An 18900-nucleotide genomic window follows, 5' to 3' on the forward strand; every position below is an offset into this window, starting at 1 on the left:
GTGCGGTTCCTGCGCGTCATCGTGATCATCGGAGTGCTCCTGGGGGCCCTGTTCGTGGGCGTGGACCGCTGGGCGGCGGGCTACGCCGAGAACCGGATGGCCGACCGGATACAGGCCCGGCAGGGGCTGGCCGGCAGCGCGGAGGTGGAGATCCGCGGGTTCCCGTTCCTGACCCAGGCCCTCAGCCACGACCTGGAGCGGGTGGACCTGAGGCTCCGCGGTGTCGATGTCGCCGCCGAGGGCCGCAAGACGCGGCTCGCGGAGCTCGACGCGAGCTTCCACGACGTGAAGCTGAACGGGGACTACAGCGGCGGCACCGCCGAACGGGCCGAGGGCACCGGCCTCATCACGTACGCCGACCTGACGGCCGCCTCGCAGACCGGCGCGACGCTCTCCTACGGCGGGGCGCCGGGCAAGGTGAAGGTGACCGCGGGGGTGGAGGTCCTGGGGAAGACCCTCACGCGCAGTGTGGTGTCGACCGTCACCCTGGAGGACGCGGGGGACGGCAAGGGCGGAAAGATCGTCCGGGTGCACGCCGACGAGGTCCCGGGCGAGGGCATCCCCGGGGTCGAGAAGCTGGTGCGCAAGAAGACGGACTTCGACCGCGACCTGGACGGCGGGCTGCCGTCCGGGCTGCGGCTGTCCGCCCTGACCTCGGACGAGGCCGGTGTACACCTCTCGCTGGCCGGTACGGACGTGGTGCTGGCCGGATCGTGAGACGGCGCGGTCCGATCCGCAGAAGGATGGGCCGCGCAGGGGGTCCGGAGGGCGGTGCGGCGGCCGCCCGTCCGGCTCGTATCCCACTATGCGGACGATACTGTCTCGCCATATGACACGCCGGTGACAGGGCGGCCGATTCGTCCCTACGATCCATGCCTATGAAGCATCAGCAGGCGGACCTCACGAAGCGGCGGGCAGTAGACCTGTGTCGCGTCGCCGCCATGCTCTGTCGATCCATGTGACGTGTGAGCGCATCCGCTCCATCCAGCCGGACGACCTGCTTCTTCCCGCGTGACCGCACGCGCCTCCCGATCCCTGACGCCTCCCCGCGCAGGTCCTGAGCGCACCCGGACGCACGCATCACGCAGCACGCACCAGCGCAGCACAGCCCGCCGCACACTGCCCCGGAGGAGAACACCATGAGCCGCAGCGACGTCCTCGTAGACGCCGACTGGGTCGAGGCCCACCTGAACGACGCCGACGTCGTCATCGTCGAGGTGGACGAGGACACGTCCGCCTACGACAAGAACCACATCACCAACGCCGTCCGGATCGACTGGAAGAGCGACCTCCAGGACCCGGTCCGCCGTGACTTCGTGGACCAGGAGGGCTTCGAGAAGCTCCTCTCCGCCAAGGGCATCTCCAACGACGACACCGTCGTCCTCTACGGCGGCAACAACAACTGGTTCGCGTCCTACGCCTACTGGTACTTCAAGCTCTACGGCCACCAGAACGTGAAGCTCCTCGACGGCGGCCGCAAGAAGTGGGAGCTCGACTCCCGCGACCTGGTGGACGGCAAGGACGTCCCCAACCGTCCGGCCACCGACTACAAGGCCAAGGCCCAGGACACCTCGATCCGCGCCTTCCGCGACGACGTCGTGGCCGCGATCGGCTCCCTGAACCTGGTCGACGTGCGCTCGCCCGACGAGTTCTCCGGCAAGCTGCTCGCCCCGGCGCACCTCCCGCAGGAGCAGTCGCAGCGCCCCGGCCACGTGCCGAGCGCCCGCAACATCCCGTGGTCGAAGAACGCCAACGACGACGGCACCTTCAAGTCGGACGAGGAGCTGACGGCCCTCTACCAGGCCGAGCAGGTCGACCTGGCGAAGGACACCATCGCCTACTGCCGCATCGGCGAGCGCTCCGCGCTCACGTGGTTCGTGCTGCACGAGCTCCTCGGCCAGGAGAACGTCAAGAACTACGACGGCTCGTGGACCGAGTACGGCTCGCTGGTCGGCGTGCCGATCGAGCTCGGCGCCGCCAAGTAAACCCTGCCGGGCCGGGCGCGCGCGGCGACCGGCGCCCGCCCGCAGCAAAGCCAGTACGACCTCTCTAGGACAGGACAGAGAACATGTGTGGAGCACAGATCGGCGGGCCCGACCTCGCGACGCTCAAGCCCGGTGAGACCGCGATCCAGGGTCAGATCACCAAGGAGGGCGAGCCGGTGTCCGGCTACGTCCGCCTGCTGGACTCGACCGGCGAGTTCACCGCCGAGGTCCCGACCTCGGCGACCGGCCAGTTCCGCTTCTACGCGGCCACCGGTTCCTGGACCCTGCGGGCGCTCGTGCCGGGCGGCACGGCGGACCGCAAGGTCGTCGTCGCCGAGGCCGGCGGCGTGACGGACGTGGCGATCGCGGTCTGAGCACCGCACGTGTGATTGCCTGATCGACCGGCCGGAGGGCCGCACCCCCGGGGGTTGGACGCCACTGGAACGGGGTGCGGCCCTTCGTGCCGATACCGCTCTACGCTGGAGGCATGTACGCCCGTCGCCGGCGCGCCTACTTCCTGCTCATGGGCGGATGCCTCGTCCTCTTCGTCTCCGCCTGGTCCTTCGTGCGCCTCTGGTCGGTGGAGGCGGCCGTGGCCATGTGCGTGGTCGCCATGGTCATCCCCCCGTTCGCCGCGATGATCGCGAACCGGCGCGGGCCGGAGGACCGGTGGTGGGACGACCCCTCGGGGGACCCGAAGTCCGACGAGTGGTGGGACGAACTGGACGGAAAGCGGCGTCCCAGGGAATGAAACCCGCTGAGACAAGAATGTAATAAGCAGTCATACAACTGCTCTCCCCCGGTGCGGGTCATGGGTACGCGCGGGTAATCAACCGGCGCCTCCTGTCCTGTGGGGGGACTCCTTGGAACACGAACAGACCATCCCTGAGCAGCGGAAAGAGGGGGATACCGCACCGGATGCAGACACTCCGGACCCGGTCGCGGACCCGGCCACGGCCCCCATCCCGGGCCCGGTCGCGGACCCCGTCGCGGACCCCGTTCCCGCAGCCCCGCCCCGCCGCCGTGGCAGCCGCCGCACCACCCTCCTGATCGCGGGCGCCGCCGTGCTCGGTGTCCTGGCCGGGACGATCACCGGCTACGCGGTCCAGTACCACCGCGCGCCCACTCCGCTGGCACCGCTGGCCCAGCAGCGGATCGACACGCCCGCGCCGCGTGCGGTGAACGAGTCGACGAGCCGGCGTTCGATCAACGTCAACCGCTGGCACAAGACCGACGAGGACCTGGGCAAGATGCTCCTGGAGGCCCCTGGGGGCGCCAAGGTCCTCTTCTCGGGCTACGAGTCCCCCGACGAGTACGCGGCCGACTTCTTCGAGCGGCCCGACCTGGCCCTCGGCAGCATGGTCGGCCGTGACGTCAAGCGGATCGTCAGCTTGAACTGGTCCGAGGACGACCACAACCTCGTCGAGATCCGGCTGATCCAGTTCAGGAACCGTTCGGGCGCGGCGTCCTTCCAGCAGGGACAGTCCGAGTACATGTCCGACAAGAAGTTCGCGGGCAACTCCGGTGCCGACATTCCCGGCGTCCCTTCCGACTTCGGCCACACCTGGGTGGACTCCGAGGCACACGAGAAGCCCGGTTACTACCCGATCCGCGGGGCCCGCGCCCTCGCCCGGCGCGGGGACATCGTCATGGACATCCACTACAGCAACAAGCGCGGCAGCGTCGACGCGAGCACATTCGCCGACCTGGCCAAGCGGCAGATGGAGCGGCTGTGAACGGGCGGCAGAACGACGAGTCCGGGCAGAGCGGCGCTCCGGCCGCCCAGTCCGGCCAGGAGCGCATGGCCTGCACCCCGCCCCCGGGCAAGGCGGGCCGCAGGCGGGCCGCCCTGATCTCGGGAGGCCTCGGCCTCGCACTCGTCGTGGGCGCGGGCATCTGGGCCTCACAGAAGCTCGACGAAGCCGACCGCACCTCGCCGACGCGCTACTGGGTGGGGGCGGGGAACAAGCCCGCTGTCCCGTCCAGCCCGGTGCCGACCGTCCCGCCGAACGAACTCATGGCCAAGCTGCTGCCGTTGCCCGCGGGATACGAACTCGGCCCCGACCTCGACCTGGAGGGCAACAATTTCTACGTCCCCGGCGAGCGGGCGATCCAGAGTCTGAAGGACAGCCGTACCGGCCTCTCCGGCAGCCAGCGCGCCGAGCGCGACCGGGCACTGGCCGATCTGAAGCTCAAGGGACTGGCCGGCCGCACCTTCAACAAGAGGTCGGGCGCACCAGTGACCGAGATCCACCTCACGCAGGCCGACCCCCAGGCCCTGGCAACCTTCTCCGATTTCTCCAAGAAGTGGCTCGACCTCCTGTCCGGCGACCGCGAGGCCCCCAAGATCGACGGCTTCCCGCAGGCCAAGTGTGTGCTGTCCGATGTGCTCGAAGAAGAGGCGAAGGACAAGAAGGGGCAGATCGACTCCCTCGAATGCGTCGCCGTCGAGGGAGACGTGCTGGTGGAGTTCCGGACGTACGGGGCCAAGATCTCCACGAACGAGGCCGCCGACCTGTTCAAGCAGCAGCTGAACCACCTGAAGTCCCCCGGGGAGTCCGTGTGACCGAGCAGAACACCACTGGTACCGCGTCCGCCCCCGAGCCGGTGGCCCCGGTGGCCCTGCAAGCCCCGGGGACCCCGCAGGCCCCGGTTGCCGCACCGGCCGCGGAGTCCCCGGCTCCGGAGGGGCCCGAGGTCCCGGCCGCGCCGAAGGACCGTCGCAAGCTCCGCGGTTTCCTGCGCTGGACGGCTGCCGTCCTTGTCTTCGCCGGCGCCGGGGCGGGGACCGCGTACGGGGTGCTCCAGTCCGAGCGCACCGAGCTCCCGGGACTGTCCACCGAGGACGACGGCCGCTGGGTCTACCACCGGCTGGCCAAGCCGGAGCTGCCGCCGGGAGCCGCCCTGCCCAGGGGTGCGGACAACGTGGACGAGACCCACTACGCACCCCTGCCCGCACTGGTGCTCCAGGCCCCCGCGGGTGCCCGGCCCGACACCGGCCTGAAAGCGGACAAGGACGGCGCCGTGTCCCCGGACGCCTTCCTGGAGGAGTACCCCGCCGCCTCCCGTGCGGAGCTGAAGCAGAGCTTCGAATACGAGGGCCTGCGCCAGATCACCGGGCGCGGCTGGACCATGCCGGACGGTACGCGGACCCGCATCTACCTGCTGCGCTTCCACTCGTCCGAGTTCGTGGACACCTTCCGGGGGTGCAACACCAATGTGCGGCTGAACGGCGCCGACGCCTTCGAGATCGACGCGGCCTGGAGCAAGGCCAAGATCACGCAGACCAACAACCTCGGCAGCGACGGTTTCAACAACGCCGCCGGCACCCTCAGCAGCAGCGACGTCAGTGTCTACGCCGAGGCCAAGCCCTACGGCGACGAGCAGACCAAGCTCGGCTGCCTCCAGGCGGGTGATGTCCAGGCCGTGATCATCCAGACGCGCAAGGGCGAAGTGGCCACCGTCCCCTTCCACCAGACGGTCCTGCTGCAGAGCCAGCTCCTGAGCTGAGCGGTGGTACGGCCGACCTCGAAGAGTGAGCCGGTCCCCGGGCCAGTAGGCTTGGGGACCGGCCGTACCCCGCAACGATTCCTCCGAGGAGCACCCCGTGCTTGAGGCAGTCTTCACCTCCCTGCTGGTCCTGGTCTGCGTCGGCGTCCTCGCCTTCACCGGCCTGGCCGTCAAGAAGCTGTACCAGGGTCAGCGCTGAGCGGCGTCCGCCCAGCAGACCGCCCGGAACCCCTCACACAGATCGCCTGAGCAGCCATCCATGATCCAGATCCCGTCCGACCTGAACCCGGGCCTCGTCCCCCTCGCCTTCCTCCTCGGCAACTGGGAGGGCGCGGGCGTCTTCGACTTCCCGGGTGAGGAAAAGTGCAACTTCGGCCAGGAAGTCGTCTTCACCCACGACGGCCGGGACTTCCTGGAATACACCTCCCACACCTGGGTCCTCGACGGCGAGGGCAAGAAGGTGCGGCCGCTGGAGTCCGAGTCGGGTTACTGGCGCATCGACAAGGACCGCAAGGTCGAGATCGTCATGGTCCGCGACCAGGGTGTCGTCGAGGTCTGGTACGGCGAGCTCGCCGACCAGAAGCCCCAGATCGACCTGGTCACCGACGCGGTGGCCCGCACCGCCGCCTCCGGCCCGTACAGCGGCGGCAAGCGGCTCTACGGCTACGTGAAGAGCGACCTGATGTGGGTCGGGGAGAAGGCCACCCCGGACGTCGAGCTGCGTCCGTACATGTCGGCCCAGCTCAAGAAGGTCGTCACGCCCGAGGAGGTCGCCGAGATGGCGCGCAACCTCCCGGACATGCCGGACGACGGCATCGCCTTCTTCCGCTGAGCGGACATCTCCACAGACCGTGCGAGAAGGGGGACCGCGGCCCGGCCGCGGTCCCCTTCGCGCGCTTACACTGGCCGGGTGGTGAGCACCGAGAGGGCACAGAGCACCGGGAACACCGGCAGCGCCGGCGGCGTCGACTGGAAGACCGACCTGCGGCAGCGCGGATACCGGCTGACCCCGCAGCGCCAGCTCGTCCTGGAGGCGGTCGACGCCCTGGAGCACGCGAGCCCCGACGAGATCCTCGCCGAGGTCCGCAAGACCGCCTCCGGGGTCAACATCTCCACCGTCTACCGCACCCTGGAGCTGCTGGAGGAGCTGGGGCTCGTCTCGCACGCCCACCTGGGCCACGGCGCGCCCACCTACCACCTCGCCGACCGGCACCACCACATCCACCTCGTCTGCCGCGACTGCGCCGAGGTGATCGAGGCCGATGTCGACATCGCCTCCGAGTTCACCGCGAAGCTCCGCGCGACCTTCGGCTTCGAGACCGACATGAAGCACTTCGCGATCTTCGGACTGTGCGCGAAGTGCGCCGCCCGGCACCGTGACGGCCACGCGTAGGCGGGTCGTAGGCTAGGTGCCATGACCAGCCCTTTGCTCCACCTCCCCGGCGCCGTGCAGGCCGAAGGCCGCGACGAGGGCGTCGCCGCCCACTACGGAGAGCTGTACGGCGAACAGCGCGCCCTCGCGGACGGCCGCGGCTTCGTCGACCTCTCGCACCGCGGGGTCGTCACCGTCACCGGACCGGAGCGGCTGAGCTGGCTGCACCTGCTGCTCACCCAGCACCTCACCGAGCTGCCGGCCGGGCAGGCCACCGAGGCGCTGATCCTCTCCGCCAACGGCCACATCGAGCACGCGCTCTACCTCGTCGACGACGGCGAGACGACGTGGGCGCACGTGGAGCCGGGCACCCAGGGGGAGTTGATCGCCTACCTGGAGTCCATGAAGTTCTTCTACCGCGTCGAAGTGGCCGACCGCACCGCGGAGTTCGCGGTCGTCCACCTGCCGGCCGGCTCCATCGCCGAGGTGGCCGGGAAGCACGCCGTACGGGAGACCCCGCACGGCCGGGACGTCTTCCTGCCCCGCGCCGAGCTGGAGGAGTTCGCCGCCGGGCACGGTCCCGCCGCCGGCCTCCTCGCCTACGAGGCCCTGCGCGTCGAGGCGCACCGGCCCCGCCTCGGCCTGGAGACGGACCACCGCACCATCCCGCACGAGCTCGGCTGGATCGGCACGGCCGTCCACCTCCAGAAGGGCTGCTACCGGGGTCAGGAGACGGTGGCCCGCGTCCACAACCTGGGCAAGCCCCCGCGCCGGCTGGTCTTCCTGCACCTGGACGGCTCCGAGGTGCTGCTCCCGGCGCACGGCACCCCCGTGCGGCTCGCCGCCGACGGGGAGGAGGGCCGCCAGCTGGGCTTCGTGACCACCGCGGTCCGCCATCACGAGCTGGGCCCGATCGCGCTGGCGCTGGTCAAGCGGAACGTGCCGGTGGACGCCCCGCTGCTGGCCGGGAACACGGCCGCCGCGCAGGAGGTCGTCGTAGCGCCCTGAGCCCAGAGCCCAGAGCCCTGGCGCCCAGAGCCCTGGCGCCGTAGCCCCGGTGGCCGGGCGGTCCCGCAGCGCCGTGCTCAGACGTCGATGACGATGGTGAACGGGCCGTGGTTGGTGAGCGAGACCCGCATGTCCGCACCGAACCGGCCCGTTTCCACCGTCGCGCCCAGTGCGCGCAGCTGCGCCACGACCTCGTCGACGAGCGGTTCGGCGACCTCACCGGGAGCCGCCGCGTTCCAGGTGGGCCGCCGCCCCTTGCGGGCGTCTCCGTAGAGCGTGAACTGGGAGATCACCAGCAGCGGCGCGTTCACGTCGCTGCAGGACTTCTCCGCTTCCAGGATCCGCACGGACCACAGCTTGCGCGCCAGCTGGGCCGCCTTCTCCGGCGTGTCGTCGTGGGTCACCCCCACCAGCACGCACAGTCCCTCGCCGACGATCTCGCCCACGGTCTCGCCGGCCACCACGACGCTCGCGCCGTCCACCCTCTGCACCACTGCTCGCATACCACCTGTGTACCAGGCATGCACCCGTCCGGGGCCGATCGGGTGCAGTGGGACTGCATGGGGGGCGCGTGGAGTGGCACGATGCACGCACGCGGTGCGGTTGCGCCGCGCCGGTCGAGGGGACGGACCCGTTCGTATGAATACCTCTGGTACCTCCGTACCTGCATCACCCCCTTCCATGGCGGTCGCCGCGGTGCGACCGCCCGCGCAGCGCACCGCCGACACCGCCGACACCGCCGACACCGCCGGGACGGCCGCGCAGAGCAGCACGCTCGGACTGCCCGAACTGCGCACGCTGCGCCGCGAGGCGCAGCGTGACGAGGCAGACCTGAGCTACGTGCGCCGGCTGCTCCAGGGCCGCATCGACATCCTGCGGGCCGAGCTGGCCCGGCGCACCGATCCCGAGGCCAGGGTGGTGGACCGGCTCTCCGAGATCCTCGCCGACGCCCCCTCCAGCCGCAGTGCCTCCGCCCGGCACGTCACGCTGGGCACCCCGCAGAGCGAGGAGTACCGGCTGCTGGCCGCCGAGATGCTGGCGGACGTCGAGCTGTCGGACCTCGGGGCGCGCACGGACGGCGAACTGCACGAGGGGCTGGGCCGGCTGGTGCGCTACGAGCAGCAGGTCTCGCGGCGCCGCCGGCAACTCCAGCGCACGGCGGACGACTGCAGCGCGGAGATCACCCGGCGTTACCGGGAGGGCGAGGCACAGGTGGACGACCTGCTGGCCTGAGCCCCGAGGTCCGAGGTCCCGAGCCCCGAGGTCCGAGGCTCTGAACCCCGAGGCGCCGAGGCCCCGAAGTCCCGAGGCGGCCGCCACCGCCGGCGGCGCCCGCCGGAAAACGGGGCGACCCGGGCCGGTTCCGGCGATTAGCGTGGCCGGTCATGAGCGCAGACGTCCGGCCGATCGCCCCATCCGAACTCCCCGCCTGGCTGCAGACCCTGAACACGGGGTTCCTGACTCCGGTGCGGATGACGCAGTCCGATGTGGCCCAGCGTTTCGAACACACCGACTTCGCCCGCACCCAGGGCGCGTTCGACCCCGCCACCGGCCGCTGCGTGGCGGCCTTCCGGTCCTTCGCGCAGGAACTGACCGTGCCCGGCGGAGCGGCCGTCGTCTCCAGCGCGGTCACCAACGTCGCCGTCCTGGCCACCCACCGCCGCCAGGGGCTGCTGACCCGCATGATGGCCGCCGAAATCGCCGCCGCGCAGGAGCGCGGGGACGTCCTGTCGACGCTGATAGCCGCCGAGTACCCGATCTACGGCCGCTACGGCTACGGGCCCGCCGCCTCGGTCGCCGAGTGGGAGATCGACGTGCCGCGCACCGGCCTGGACCGGCGGGCGCCCGCCGCCGGTGACGGCGCGCGCATCGACTACGTGGACGTCGCCGAGGTCCGCGAGGTGGGTCCGGAGCTGCACGAGCGGCTGCGCAGGACGACGCACGGCGCGGTGACCCGCGACGCCCGCTGGTGGAGCGTCGCCACCGGCCTGGAGCAGATGTCGTACCGCCCCTACAAGGAGGCGTTCCACGCCCTCTACCGCTCGGCGGCGGGCGAGGTGGAGGGCCTGGTCACCTTCCGGAGCGACGACCGCTGGACGGACTCGAAGGTTCCCCTGAACACCGTGCAGGTCGAGGACCTGCTGGCGGTGACGCCCGGGGCGCAGCGGGCCCTGTGGCGCTTCCTGTGTTCCATCGACTGGGTGCTGAAGGTCCGCACCGGCTACCGGGCCCCCGACGACCTGGTCGCGCAGCTTCTGCCCGACCCGCGCTCCGCCCGGCTCCTGACCTCGGCGGACTTCCTGTGGGTGCGCGTGCTGGATGTCGTACGGGCGCTGCGGGCGCGGACGTACGCCGTGCCCGGGGTGCTCGTCCTCGAGGTCGTGGACGCGGCGGGTCCGGCGGCGGGCCGCTACCGGCTGGATGCGGGCTCCGGTGACTGCGAGCGCACGGACGGCTCCGCGGACCTGCGGCTGGAGGTGTCCGCGCTGGGCTCCCTCTACCTGGGCGAGGAGTCCGCGGTGCGGCTGGCGGCGCTCGGCCGGGTCACCGAGGAGCGGCCGGGGGCGCTCGCGCTGGCGGACGCCGTGTTCCACACGGCGCGCCGGCCGTGGTGCCCGGACGTCTTCTGAGCCGGCACCCGCCGGAACGATCCGGCATCCCATGGACGACCGAAGAGCGAAGACCGAAGACCCAAAACCGAAGACCCAAAACCGAAGACCGAACATCGAGGACCGAGACATCGTGACGACACTGGTGGAACGACTGCGCGCGGCGGGCTGCGTCTTCGCCGAGGAGGAGGCGGACCTCCTGGCCGGGGCCGCGCGGGACGACGGGCACCTGGCCGAGCTGGCGGCCCGGCGGATCGGCGGCGAGCCGCTGGAACACGTGGTGGGCTGGGCGGAGTTCTGCGGGCTGCGCATGGAGGTGGGTGCGGGAGCCTTCGTACCGCGCCGGCGCTCGGAGTTCCTGGTGCGCGAGGCGGTGGCGCTCGCCGGGCCCGGCGCGGTGGTACTGGACCTGTGCTGCGGGGTCGGCGCGCTGGGCGCGGCGGTGGCGGCGCAGGTGCCCGGCGGGGTGGAGCTGCACGCCGCGGACGTCGACCCGGCGGCGCTGGCGTACGCGCGGCGCAACGTTGCCCCGTACGGCGGCAGCGTGTGGGAGGGCGACCTGTACGCGGCCCTGCCGGCGTCGCTGCGGGGCCGGGTGGACCTGCTGGTGGTCAACGCCCCCTACGTCCCCACCCAGGAGATCGGCTTCATGCCGTCGGAGGCCCGGGACCACGAGCCCCTTCTGTCCCTGGACGGCGGCGCGGACGGGCTGGACATCCACCGCCGGGTCGCGGCGGGCTCTGCGGCCTGGCTGGCGCCGGGGGGCAGGCTGCTGATCGAGACGAGCTCCCGCCAGAGCCCCTCGACGGCGTCGGCACTGGGCGCGGCGGGTCTGGCGACCCGTACGGTCACCTCGCAGGAGCTGTACGCGACGGTGGTGATCGCCGAGGCGTGAGCAGGGGCCGGCGTCCCGCGGCGGGGCTCCGGGTGGGAGATGTTGCAAGCGCCTGCTTGCAATAGTTAGCAGAGTCGGGCAGGATCGGGTCATGGCATCGCTCAACGTCGGAAATCTCGGCGAGTACCTCCGTGAGCAGCGCCGCCAGGCGCAGCTCTCGCTGCGGCAGCTGGCCGAGGCCGCGGGGGTGTCGAATCCGTACCTGAGCCAGATCGAGCGCGGGCTGCGCAAGCCGAGCGCGGACATCCTCCAGCAGCTGGCCAAGGCGCTGCGGATCTCCGCGGAGACGCTGTACGTGCAGGCCGGGATCCTGGATGAGCGGGACCGGGACGAGGTGGAGACGCGGGCCGTCATCCTCGCCGACCCGTCCATCAACGAGCGGCAGAAGCAGGTGCTGCTCCAGATCTACGAGTCGTTCCGCAAGGAGAACGCGCTCGACGCGCCGGCCGACGAGATGCCGCCGAAGACGAACTGAACCTGATCCGGGAGGACCACCGCATGGCCATCGCCGATGACCTGAAGAAGACCCTCACCGACCCGACCCCTCTCTACTTCGCCGCCGGCACCGCCGACCTGGCCGTGCAGCAGGCCAGGAAGGTGCCCGGGCTCATCGAGCAGCTGCGCGCCGAGGCCCCCGCCCGCATCGAGGCCGTGAAGAACACCGACCCGAAGGTCGTGCAGGAGAAGGCCAGGGGCGCGGCCAAGGAGGCGCAGGAGGCGGTCTCCGCCAAGGTCGCCGAGGTGCTCGGCGCGATCGACCCGAAGAAGATCGGGGAGAGCGCGCAGGACCTGGCGCTGCGCGGTGTGGGCGTGGCCGCCGAGTACGCGGTGCGCGCCAAGGAGACCTACGACAAGGTCGCCGAGCACGGCGAGCAGGCCGTCCGGGCGTGGCGGGGCGGCGTCTCGGAGGAGATCGTGGAGATCGCCGTGGCCGTGGAGCCCGGCGCGTCGACCGCCGCTCCGGCCGGGCCGGCCGCCGCGGAGGCGCCGACCGCCGAGGAGTCGGCTCCGGAGGCGTCCACCGCCGAGGAGAAGACCGGCAGGAAGGCCACCGCCCGCAAGAGCACGGCCAAGAAGGCCGCGGCCTCCCCGGGCGTCGAGAGCTGAAGCGTGTGAGCGTCTGCGGGTCGGGCACCTTGACGGTGTCCGGCCCGTTGTCGTTCGTGAGCGTGTCCGGGCCGGTAGCGTGGAGTCGAAGCAGAAGCACGAGAAGGCGGTCGAAGCGATGTTGATGGACGGGTTCGATCAAGGGGTGATCCCGTTGCTCGGGCTCGCCATGCTGGTGCTCGCCGTCGTGGCCTTCGTGTTCGCGCTGGTGGCGCGGGAGGACGCGTACCGGGCGGCCGGGAAGCAGACCAAGACCTTCTGGCTGGTCGTCCTCGGCGTCACCGTCCTCGTGGACTTCTTCCTCGGGATGCTCTTCCTGCAGATCGCCGGTCTCGTCGCGACCATCGTCTTCTTCGTGGACGTGCGCCCGGCGCTCAAGCAGGTCTCGGGCGGCGGCCGGCGCAGCGGCGGCAGCAGCAGCGACGGGCCGTACGGCCCGTACAACGGCGGGCGGTAGGGCGTCGGCGGGGCTCAGCTCCCGCCGCGCGAGAGCAGGACGACGGCCACGTCGTCGGTGAGCTCGCCGCCGTTGAGACGCCGGGCTTCCGTGACGGAGGCCTCCAGCAGCTCCTCGCCGGTCAGCCCGTTGTCCAGGTGCCGGTTGATCATCTCGATCATGCCGTCCTGACCGAGGCGCTCCCGGCCCTCGCCGATGCGGCCCTCGATCAGCCCGTCGGTGTAGAGCATCAGGCTCCAGGTCCCGCCCAGGTCGACCTGGCGCCGGGGCCACCGGGCCCGGGGAAGCAGCCCCAGCGCCGGGCCGCTGTTCTCGTACGGGAGCAGCCGCGCGGGGCGCCCCGGCCGGGATATCAGCGGGGCCGGATGGCCGGCCAGGCACAGCCCCGCGCGGCGGCCGTCCGCAGAGATGTCCACCGTGCACAGCGTCGCGAATATCTCGTCGCAGGGGCGCTCCACCTCCAGGACCTCCTGAAGGGTGGCCAGCAGGTCGTCACCGCACAGTCCGGCCAGCGTCAGGGCGCGCCAGGCGATGCGCAGCTCGACGCCGAGGGCGGCCTCGTCGGGGCCGTGGCCGCACACGTCGCCGATCATGGCGTGGACGGTGCCGTCGGGGGTGCGGACGGTGTCGTAGAAGTCGCCGCCGAGCAGGGCCCGGCTGCGGCCGGGGCGGTAGCGGGCGGCGAAGCGGAGGTCGGAGCCCTCCAGGAGCGGGTTGGGGAGCAGTCCGCGTTCCAGCCGGGCGTTCTCCTGGGCGCGCAGTTTCGATTCCGCGAGCTTGTACTGGGCCGTGTCGGCCCGTTTTCTCTCGACCGCGTAGCGGATGGCACGGCTCAGCAGCCGCCCGTCCAGTTCGTCGCGGAAGAGGAAGTCCTGGGCGCCGACCCGGACGGCCTCGGCGCCGCGCTCGGCCTCGGTCTCGTCGGTCAGGACGAGGACGGCGTGCCCGGGGGCGATGCGCAAGACCTGGTGGAGGCCGGCCAGCCGGTCCACGGCCGGGCCGGTGGCCGCCGCCGCGGCGCGGGGCCCCGTGTCGGGCAGGGACAGGTCCAGCAGGATGCAGTGCACGTCGGGCGTGAGCAGCCGTGCGGCCTCGGTGAAGTTGCGGGCGGTGCGGAGCCGGATGCGGTGGCCGTCGGTGGCGAGGATCTCGGGGACGGTGAGGCCGCCCGCGGGATCGTCCTCGATGACCAGGAGGGTCAGCGGGGTCGCGTGGGTCGTCGCCGGTGCGACCGACGTCCCGGACACCGGTCCGGAGGCTGCTGCGGGTGCCGGTCCGGATCCCGGATCGGGTGCCGGTGCCGTCGCTCGCGCGAGGGTCGGTGCGGCCGTGTGCAGAACGGCCTGACCGCTCTCCGTGGCGGGGGTGTCCCTCTGCCGCGGTACGGGTACGGGCATCGTCTCCGGTTCCTTCCCTCCCCCCGGGGGTGCGCTCGTCCGGCCGACCCTAGCGGCCTTGGCCCGGCGAACGGAATGCCGTTCCGGGCCAGGGCCTGTGTCATATGCCGCTATCACGGGGGAAAATCGGCCACGCTGGATGACGAAAGTCACGGCGGGGCCGCGTTCGTCCCGTCTGGCGAGACGTCCCGGGGGGCCGGTTGGTTGCCTCCGCGCGCCGGTCAGGCGTCCGGGCGGACCACCGCCTTGATCGGCATGGAGCCCGCGCCCGCCAGGGTGACGCTGCGCCCGGGGCGCGGGGCGTGGACCATCGCGCCGTCGCCGACGTACATCGCGACGTGGCTCGCGTCGTCGAAGTAGATGATCAGATCGCCCGGGCGCATGTCCTTGAGCGCGACCTTCGGCAGCAGCCGCAGCTGCTCCTGCGAGGTGCGCGGGATCGGCCTGCCCGCCGCCAGCCAGGCCTGGGAGGTCAGTCCGGAGCAGTCGAACGACCCCGGACCCACTGCACCCCAGACGTACGGCTTGCCGATCTGGGCCGTCGCGAACTGCACGGCCCGCTTCCCGGCATCCGTCGCCGTGCCGCTGACGTCCTTCATCGCGCCCGTCGACAGCCAGGCCGTCTGCGCCTTGTACTGCGCCTCCTGCTCCAGCTGGATCAGCCGGGCCTTCTCCTCGGCTTCGAGCTTGTTCTCCAGCTCCTCGGCCGCCTTGATCTTCTCCTCGATCTGCTTCTTCGAGGCCTCCTGCTTGAGGCGGTTCGCCTCCAGGGTCGCCCAGTGCGCGCTCGCGTCCTGCGCGTACCGGTTCAAGTCGTTCTGCGTGCGGTCCAGTTCGGTCAGCAGGTCCGAGGCGGCTTTCTCGCCCTGCCGCAGCCGGCCCGCCCCGTCCAGGAACTGGTTCGGGTCCTCGCTCAGCGCCAGCTTCGCGCCCGCCGGCAGTCCGCCCGAGCGGTACTGGGCGCGGGCGGCGGCGCCCGCGCGGCCCTTGAGGGCGGAGATCCGTTCCTGGCCGGCCACGACCAGCCTGGCGATCTCCACGATCTTGTCCGACTGGGCCTTGGTCTCGGCCTCGGCGAGGTTGTAGGCGTCCGTGGCGGTGCCCGCCTGGCGGTAGAGGTCCTCGATCTCCTTGCGGACCTGCTCCAGGGACTTCGTGCCCGGCGCGGGCGCCGGGGTGAGCGGCGCCGCCGGCGCGCCCGGAGCCGCGTACGCCGTGCCCGGCACCAGGCCCGGTGCCGTCAGTATCGCCATCGTGCACAGCAACACGAGAGCGCTCGAACCCCGCCGTCGCCTTTCGGCTCCCATGGTCCCCCCAGGCACCCCGAGTCGGATCCGGCATCACTCTGCCTCAGATCTGACTATTCATCAGTAACTTGTCACTGCTTTCGGGATGGTGCCACGACTCGGTGGATTGCGACACCCTTGTGGACGCCCCGCCGATCTTGTCCGTGTCCACCGGAGCCCACCGGACGCCCGCCCCCACCCGATCGGACCGCTCCGCACACCTCAGCCCCGACGGCACAACGGGCGACTCCCCTCCCCGGTTCCCCGTCCGGCCGCTTTCACCCCGTGGGGCGCAACGCCTCCCAGCGCACCGTCAGTTCCCCCTGCCGCCAGCGCCCCGGCCCGTCCGCGAGCGGCCAGTCGCCCGCCAGCGCGCGCGCCGTGCGGATCCACCGCTGCCGCGCCCCGTACGAGGCGTAGGGAGCCGCCGCGGCCCAGGCCCGGTCGAAGTCCCGCAGGAAAGCCCACACCGGCTCGCCCGGCACGTTGCGGTGGATCAGCGCCTTCGGCAGCCGCTCCGCCAGGTCCGAGGGGCGATCCAGGGAGCCCAGCCGGGTCGCGAAGGTCACCGTGCGCGGCCCCTCCGGCCCCAGGGCCACCCACACGTGCCGCCGCCCGATCTCGTCGCAGGTCCCCTCCACCAGCAGCCCGTCCGGAGCCAGCCGCCCGCGGAGCCGTGCCCACACCGACGCGACCTGTTCCTCGTCGTACTGGCGCAGTACGTTCGCCGCGCGGATCAGCGCGGGCCGCTCCCCGCCGCCCGGCCCGTCCAGCGGAACCTCGAAACCGCCGTGCCGAAAGCTCAGCCCCTCCCGCTCGTACGGCTTGGCGCCCGCGACCCGGTCCGGCTCGATCTCGATGCCGACCACCCGCACCCGCGGAGCCGCCTCGCGCAGCCGCGCCAGCAGCTCCACCGCCGTCCAGGGCGCGGCCCCGTAGCCGAGGTCCACCGCGACCGGGTCACCGGCGCGGCGCAGCGCCGCGCCGTGTGTGGCCGCGATCCAGCGGTCCATCCGGCGCAACCGGTTCGGGTTGGTCGTCCCGCGCGTCACCGAGCCCACGGGACGGCCGGGGGCGCGGCGCGGGGGCGGGGTGGTGCGGGAGGCCATGGGCCGAGGGTAAGCGCAGCGGACCCGCCGGATAAAAATCCGGCAAACGGCGAGGAAGTCCCGTCGCCCCGGAATGCGGGGGACGGCCGTTCGGGTTGCACTCCTTGCAGGGCGCCGACCGCGCTCCTGTCGTCATGCCCGCCGTGGCGGTCGTGGCGGTCGTCACCGCGACGTCCGCCGCAGCCGTCGTGCGGCACGGCGTGCGGTCCCCGTCGCGGGCCCGCCCGTCCGTGTTGCCCGAGCCGTCGTCCGAGCGAGAGGAACTGCTCCCTTGAGCCAGTACGTGTCCCGCCTCGGCGGCAGTCTCGGCGGCCGCCTCGCCGCCGCCCGCGCCACCCGCCACGAACCGCCGCGGCTGCGCCTCCCGGCCGTGGGCCACCACCGCAAGCCCCGCCGCGTGGCCATGCTCAGCGTGCACACCTCACCGCTGCACCAGCCGGGCACCGGCGACGCGGGCGGCATGAACGTCTACATCGTCGAGCTCGCCAAGCGCCTCGCCGCGATCAACATCGAGGTCGAGATCTTCACCCGGGCCACCACCGGCGGGCTGCCGCCCGTGGTCGAGCTGGCCCCCGGGGTCCTCGTACGGCACGTGGACGCCGGTCCGTACGAGGGTCTCGCCAAGGAGGAGCTGCCGGCCCAGCTGTGCGCCTTCACCCACGGCGTGATGCAGGCATGGGCCGGGCACCGACCCGGCTACTACGACCTCGTGCACTCCCACTACTGGCTCTCCGGCCACGTCGGCTGGCTGGCCGCCGAGCGCTGGGGCGTCCCGCTCGTCCACGCCATGCACACCATGGCCAAGGTCAAGAACGCCGCCCTGGCCGAGGGCGACACCCCCGAGCCGGCCGCCCGCGTGATCGGGGAGACCCAGATCGTGGCCGCCGCCGACCGGCTCATCGCCAACACCGCCGAGGAGGCCGACGAGCTCGTCCGGCACTACGGGGCGGACCCCGGCAAGGTGGCCGTCGTCCATCCCGGCGTGAACCTCGACCGCTTCACCGCGGGCGACGGCCGGGCCGCCGCCCGCGCCCGCCTGGGCCTGCCGCAGGACGCCGTCATCCCGCTCTTCGCCGGGCGGATCCAGCCCCTGAAGGCCCCGGACATCCTGCTGCGCGCCGTCGCCGAGATGGTCGACCGGGATCCCTCGCTGCGCCGGCGCCTCTTCGTCCCCGTCGTCGGCGGCCCCAGCGGCAGCGGCCTCGCCAAGCCGGAGGGCCTGCAGAAGCTCGCCGCCAGGCTCGGCATCACCGAACTCGTGCACTTCCACCCGCCGGTCGGCCAGGACCTGCTGGCCGACTGGTTCCGCGCCGCCTCCGTGCTGGTCATGCCTTCGTACAACGAATCCTTCGGCCTCGTCGCGATAGAGGCCCAGGCCACCGGCACGCCGGTGCTCGCCGCCGCGGTCGGCGGGCTGCCCGTCGCCGTCGACGACGGGGTGACGGGCATCCTCGTACCCGGTCACGACCCCGTGGACTACGCGCGCGAGCTGCGCCGCTTCGTGGACGAACCGGGACTCGCGGACCGGATGGGAGCCGAGGCCGCGCGGCACGCGCAGTTCTTCGGCTGGGACACCGCCGCGAGCGGCACGGCGGACGTGTACACGGGCGCCATGCATGATCATCGCCGTCGCGTACGCTCCCACCATGGCTGACACCGCAGCGATCATCGAGAGCACGCTGACCGACGCAGGGCTTTCGTGGGAGAGCCCCGACGAGGGCTCGTACGTCGTCCAGCTCCCCGGTACCCGCAAGCTCAGCACCACCTGCTCGCTCCGCCTCGGCCGGCACTCGCTGTCGGTCAACGCCTTCGTGATCCGCCACCCCGACGAGAACGAGGCCGCCGTCCACCGCTGGCTGCTGGAGCGCAACCTCAAGCTGTACGGGCTGGGTTACGCGGTCGACGGCCTCGGCGACATCTACCTGACGGGCCGACTCCCGCTGGCCGTGGTCACCCCGCAGGAGCTGGACCGGCTGCTCGGCACGGTCCTGGAGGCCGCGGACGGCGCCTTCAACACCCTGCTGGAGCTGGGCTTCGCGAGCGCGATCCGGCGCGAGTACGCGTGGCGCGTCTCCCGCGGCGAACCGACCGCCAACCTCGATGCGTTCAAGCACCTGACGCAGCCGTCCTGAGGGGCGGGGGCGGCACGGGCGGGGGGCCGCCGC

At 72.0% G+C, this 18900-nt stretch carries 23 protein-coding genes; 19 read left to right on the top strand and 4 right to left on the bottom strand.

The genetic code is table 11. The features are described 5' to 3' along the window. The 11 genes from AMK16_RS32160 to ygfZ all read left to right on the top strand — a co-directional run bounded on the left by AMK16_RS32160 (position 1) and on the right by ygfZ (position 7875). Positions 1-717, top strand: coding sequence for an LmeA family phospholipid-binding protein (locus AMK16_RS32160; RefSeq protein ID WP_073920875.1), 717 nt, complete (start codon positions 1-3; stop codon positions 715-717). 161 nt (positions 718-878) lie between these two features. Continuing rightward, complete coding sequence (locus tag AMK16_RS38680) at positions 879-962, top strand: putative leader peptide (RefSeq protein ID WP_350206375.1); 84 nt, start codon at positions 879-881, stop codon at positions 960-962. Between the two features lie 177 nt (positions 963-1139). Beyond that, complete coding sequence (locus tag AMK16_RS32170; protein ID WP_073920876.1) at positions 1140-1985, top strand: sulfurtransferase; 846 nt, start codon at positions 1140-1142, stop codon at positions 1983-1985. An 83-nt stretch (positions 1986-2068) separates the two neighbouring features. Then, positions 2069-2359, top strand: coding sequence for a DUF1416 domain-containing protein (locus AMK16_RS32175; RefSeq protein WP_073920877.1), 291 nt, complete (start codon positions 2069-2071; stop codon positions 2357-2359). 113 nt (positions 2360-2472) lie between these two features. Continuing rightward, on the top strand, positions 2473-2736 hold the full coding sequence (locus tag AMK16_RS32180) for a DUF3099 domain-containing protein (RefSeq protein ID WP_073920878.1): 264 nt from the start codon (positions 2473-2475) through the stop codon (positions 2734-2736). Positions 2737-2848: 112 nt separating this feature from the next. Beyond that, positions 2849-3721, top strand: a complete 873-nt coding sequence (locus AMK16_RS32185; RefSeq protein WP_079191878.1) for a hypothetical protein — start codon at positions 2849-2851, stop codon at positions 3719-3721. Further along, complete coding sequence (locus AMK16_RS32190; RefSeq protein ID WP_242439024.1) at positions 3718-4551, top strand: hypothetical protein; 834 nt, start codon at positions 3718-3720, stop codon at positions 4549-4551. The genes AMK16_RS32185 and AMK16_RS32190 overlap by 4 nt, the downstream gene beginning before the upstream one ends. After that, positions 4548-5495: a hypothetical protein gene (locus AMK16_RS32195; RefSeq protein ID WP_073920879.1), complete on the top strand. Its 948-nt coding sequence runs from the start codon at positions 4548-4550 to the stop codon at positions 5493-5495. Before AMK16_RS32190 ends, AMK16_RS32195 begins: the two co-directional genes overlap by 4 nt. A gap of 259 nt (positions 5496-5754) precedes the next feature. After that, positions 5755-6327 (top strand): FABP family protein, encoded by a 573-nt coding sequence (locus tag AMK16_RS32200; protein ID WP_073920880.1) that lies wholly within the window; start codon positions 5755-5757, stop codon positions 6325-6327. Between the two features lie 78 nt (positions 6328-6405). Beyond that, positions 6406-6888 (top strand): Fur family transcriptional regulator, encoded by a 483-nt coding sequence (locus AMK16_RS32205; RefSeq protein WP_242439025.1) that lies wholly within the window; start codon positions 6406-6408, stop codon positions 6886-6888. 21 nt (positions 6889-6909) lie between these two features. Then, positions 6910-7875, top strand: coding sequence for a CAF17-like 4Fe-4S cluster assembly/insertion protein YgfZ (gene ygfZ, locus AMK16_RS32210; RefSeq protein WP_073920882.1), 966 nt, complete (start codon positions 6910-6912; stop codon positions 7873-7875). Positions 7876-7952: 77 nt separating this feature from the next. On the opposite strand, the gene dtd is transcribed toward ygfZ, so the two are convergent. Then, positions 7953-8378 (bottom strand): D-aminoacyl-tRNA deacylase, encoded by a 426-nt coding sequence (gene dtd, locus AMK16_RS32215; protein ID WP_073920883.1) that lies wholly within the window; start codon positions 8376-8378, stop codon positions 7953-7955. Between the two features lie 136 nt (positions 8379-8514). On the opposite strand from dtd, the gene AMK16_RS32220 reads away from it, so the two are divergent. The 6 genes from AMK16_RS32220 (at position 8515) to AMK16_RS32245 (ending at position 12943) form a co-directional block, all read left to right on the top strand. After that, a complete protein-coding gene (locus AMK16_RS32220) occupies positions 8515-9108 on the top strand; it encodes an RsiG family protein (RefSeq protein ID WP_073920884.1) in 594 nt (197 codons plus the stop codon). 152 nt (positions 9109-9260) lie between these two features. Then, positions 9261-10505: a GNAT family N-acetyltransferase gene (locus AMK16_RS32225; RefSeq protein WP_073920885.1), complete on the top strand. Its 1245-nt coding sequence runs from the start codon at positions 9261-9263 to the stop codon at positions 10503-10505. 109 nt (positions 10506-10614) lie between these two features. Next, entirely contained in the window at positions 10615-11379 is a 765-nt protein-coding gene (locus AMK16_RS32230; RefSeq protein ID WP_073920950.1) for a putative protein N(5)-glutamine methyltransferase, read from the top strand. Between the two features lie 91 nt (positions 11380-11470). Further along, a complete protein-coding gene (locus AMK16_RS32235; protein WP_073920886.1) occupies positions 11471-11854 on the top strand; it encodes a helix-turn-helix domain-containing protein in 384 nt (127 codons plus the stop codon). A gap of 23 nt (positions 11855-11877) precedes the next feature. Then, entirely contained in the window at positions 11878-12486 is a 609-nt protein-coding gene (locus AMK16_RS32240; protein WP_073920887.1) for a hypothetical protein, read from the top strand. A 118-nt stretch (positions 12487-12604) separates the two neighbouring features. Then, on the top strand, positions 12605-12943 hold the full coding sequence (locus AMK16_RS32245) for a DUF2516 family protein (protein WP_073920951.1): 339 nt from the start codon (positions 12605-12607) through the stop codon (positions 12941-12943). Between the two features lie 14 nt (positions 12944-12957). Here AMK16_RS32245 and AMK16_RS32250 read toward each other — a convergent pair whose 3' ends face one another. The 3 genes from AMK16_RS32250 to AMK16_RS32260 form a co-directional block, all read right to left on the bottom strand. Beyond that, on the bottom strand, positions 12958-14340 hold the full coding sequence (locus tag AMK16_RS32250; RefSeq protein WP_073920888.1) for a PP2C family protein-serine/threonine phosphatase: 1383 nt from the start codon (positions 14338-14340) through the stop codon (positions 12958-12960). 221 nt (positions 14341-14561) lie between these two features. Beyond that, complete coding sequence (locus tag AMK16_RS32255; protein ID WP_338014526.1) at positions 14562-15593, bottom strand: C40 family peptidase; 1032 nt, start codon at positions 15591-15593, stop codon at positions 14562-14564. Positions 15594-15904: 311 nt separating this feature from the next. After that, positions 15905-16735, bottom strand: coding sequence for an SAM-dependent methyltransferase (locus AMK16_RS32260; protein WP_073920890.1), 831 nt, complete (start codon positions 16733-16735; stop codon positions 15905-15907). Positions 16736-17006: 271 nt separating this feature from the next. Between AMK16_RS32260 and mshA the strand changes: the two genes are divergently transcribed. Together mshA and AMK16_RS32275 are read left to right on the top strand one after the other, a co-directional pair. Beyond that, entirely contained in the window at positions 17007-18389 is a 1383-nt protein-coding gene (mshA, locus tag AMK16_RS32270; RefSeq protein ID WP_073920892.1) for a D-inositol-3-phosphate glycosyltransferase, read from the top strand. Then, positions 18382-18867 (top strand): YbjN domain-containing protein, encoded by a 486-nt coding sequence (locus tag AMK16_RS32275; RefSeq protein WP_079191880.1) that lies wholly within the window; start codon positions 18382-18384, stop codon positions 18865-18867. Before mshA ends, AMK16_RS32275 begins: the two co-directional genes overlap by 8 nt. The last annotated feature ends 33 nt before the right edge of the window (positions 18868-18900 follow it).

The sequence above is a fragment of the Streptomyces sp. CB00455 genome, assembly GCF_001905445.1.
Taxonomy (GTDB): Bacteria; Actinomycetota; Actinomycetes; order Streptomycetales; family Streptomycetaceae; genus Streptomyces.

Bases quoted from the DNA above. Each gene is read 5' to 3' on its own strand.
- AMK16_RS38680 (WP_350206375.1), top strand. From the start codon at position 879: ATGAAGCATCAGCAGGCGGACCTCACGAAGCGGCGGGCAGTAGACCTG.
- AMK16_RS32170 (WP_073920876.1), top strand. From the start codon at position 1,140: ATGAGCCGCAGCGACGTCCTCGTAGACGCCGACTGGGTCGAGGCCCAC.
- AMK16_RS32175 (WP_073920877.1), top strand. From the start codon at position 2,069: ATGTGTGGAGCACAGATCGGCGGGCCCGACCTCGCGACGCTCAAGCCC.
- AMK16_RS32180 (WP_073920878.1), top strand. From the start codon at position 2,473: ATGTACGCCCGTCGCCGGCGCGCCTACTTCCTGCTCATGGGCGGATGC.
- AMK16_RS32200 (WP_073920880.1), top strand. From the start codon at position 5,755: ATGATCCAGATCCCGTCCGACCTGAACCCGGGCCTCGTCCCCCTCGCC.
- ygfZ (WP_073920882.1), top strand. From the start codon at position 6,910: ATGACCAGCCCTTTGCTCCACCTCCCCGGCGCCGTGCAGGCCGAAGGC.
- dtd (WP_073920883.1), bottom strand. From the start codon at position 8,378: ATGCGAGCAGTGGTGCAGAGGGTGGACGGCGCGAGCGTCGTGGTGGCC.
- AMK16_RS32220 (WP_073920884.1), top strand. From the start codon at position 8,515: ATGAATACCTCTGGTACCTCCGTACCTGCATCACCCCCTTCCATGGCG.
- AMK16_RS32225 (WP_073920885.1), top strand. From the start codon at position 9,261: ATGAGCGCAGACGTCCGGCCGATCGCCCCATCCGAACTCCCCGCCTGG.
- AMK16_RS32235 (WP_073920886.1), top strand. From the start codon at position 11,471: ATGGCATCGCTCAACGTCGGAAATCTCGGCGAGTACCTCCGTGAGCAG.
- AMK16_RS32240 (WP_073920887.1), top strand. From the start codon at position 11,878: ATGGCCATCGCCGATGACCTGAAGAAGACCCTCACCGACCCGACCCCT.
- AMK16_RS32245 (WP_073920951.1), top strand. From the start codon at position 12,605: ATGTTGATGGACGGGTTCGATCAAGGGGTGATCCCGTTGCTCGGGCTC.
- AMK16_RS32250 (WP_073920888.1), bottom strand. From the start codon at position 14,340: ATGCCCGTACCCGTACCGCGGCAGAGGGACACCCCCGCCACGGAGAGC.
- AMK16_RS32255 (WP_338014526.1), bottom strand. From the start codon at position 15,593: ATGGCGATACTGACGGCACCGGGCCTGGTGCCGGGCACGGCGTACGCG.
- AMK16_RS32260 (WP_073920890.1), bottom strand. From the start codon at position 16,735: ATGGCCTCCCGCACCACCCCGCCCCCGCGCCGCGCCCCCGGCCGTCCC.
- AMK16_RS32275 (WP_079191880.1), top strand. From the start codon at position 18,382: ATGGCTGACACCGCAGCGATCATCGAGAGCACGCTGACCGACGCAGGG.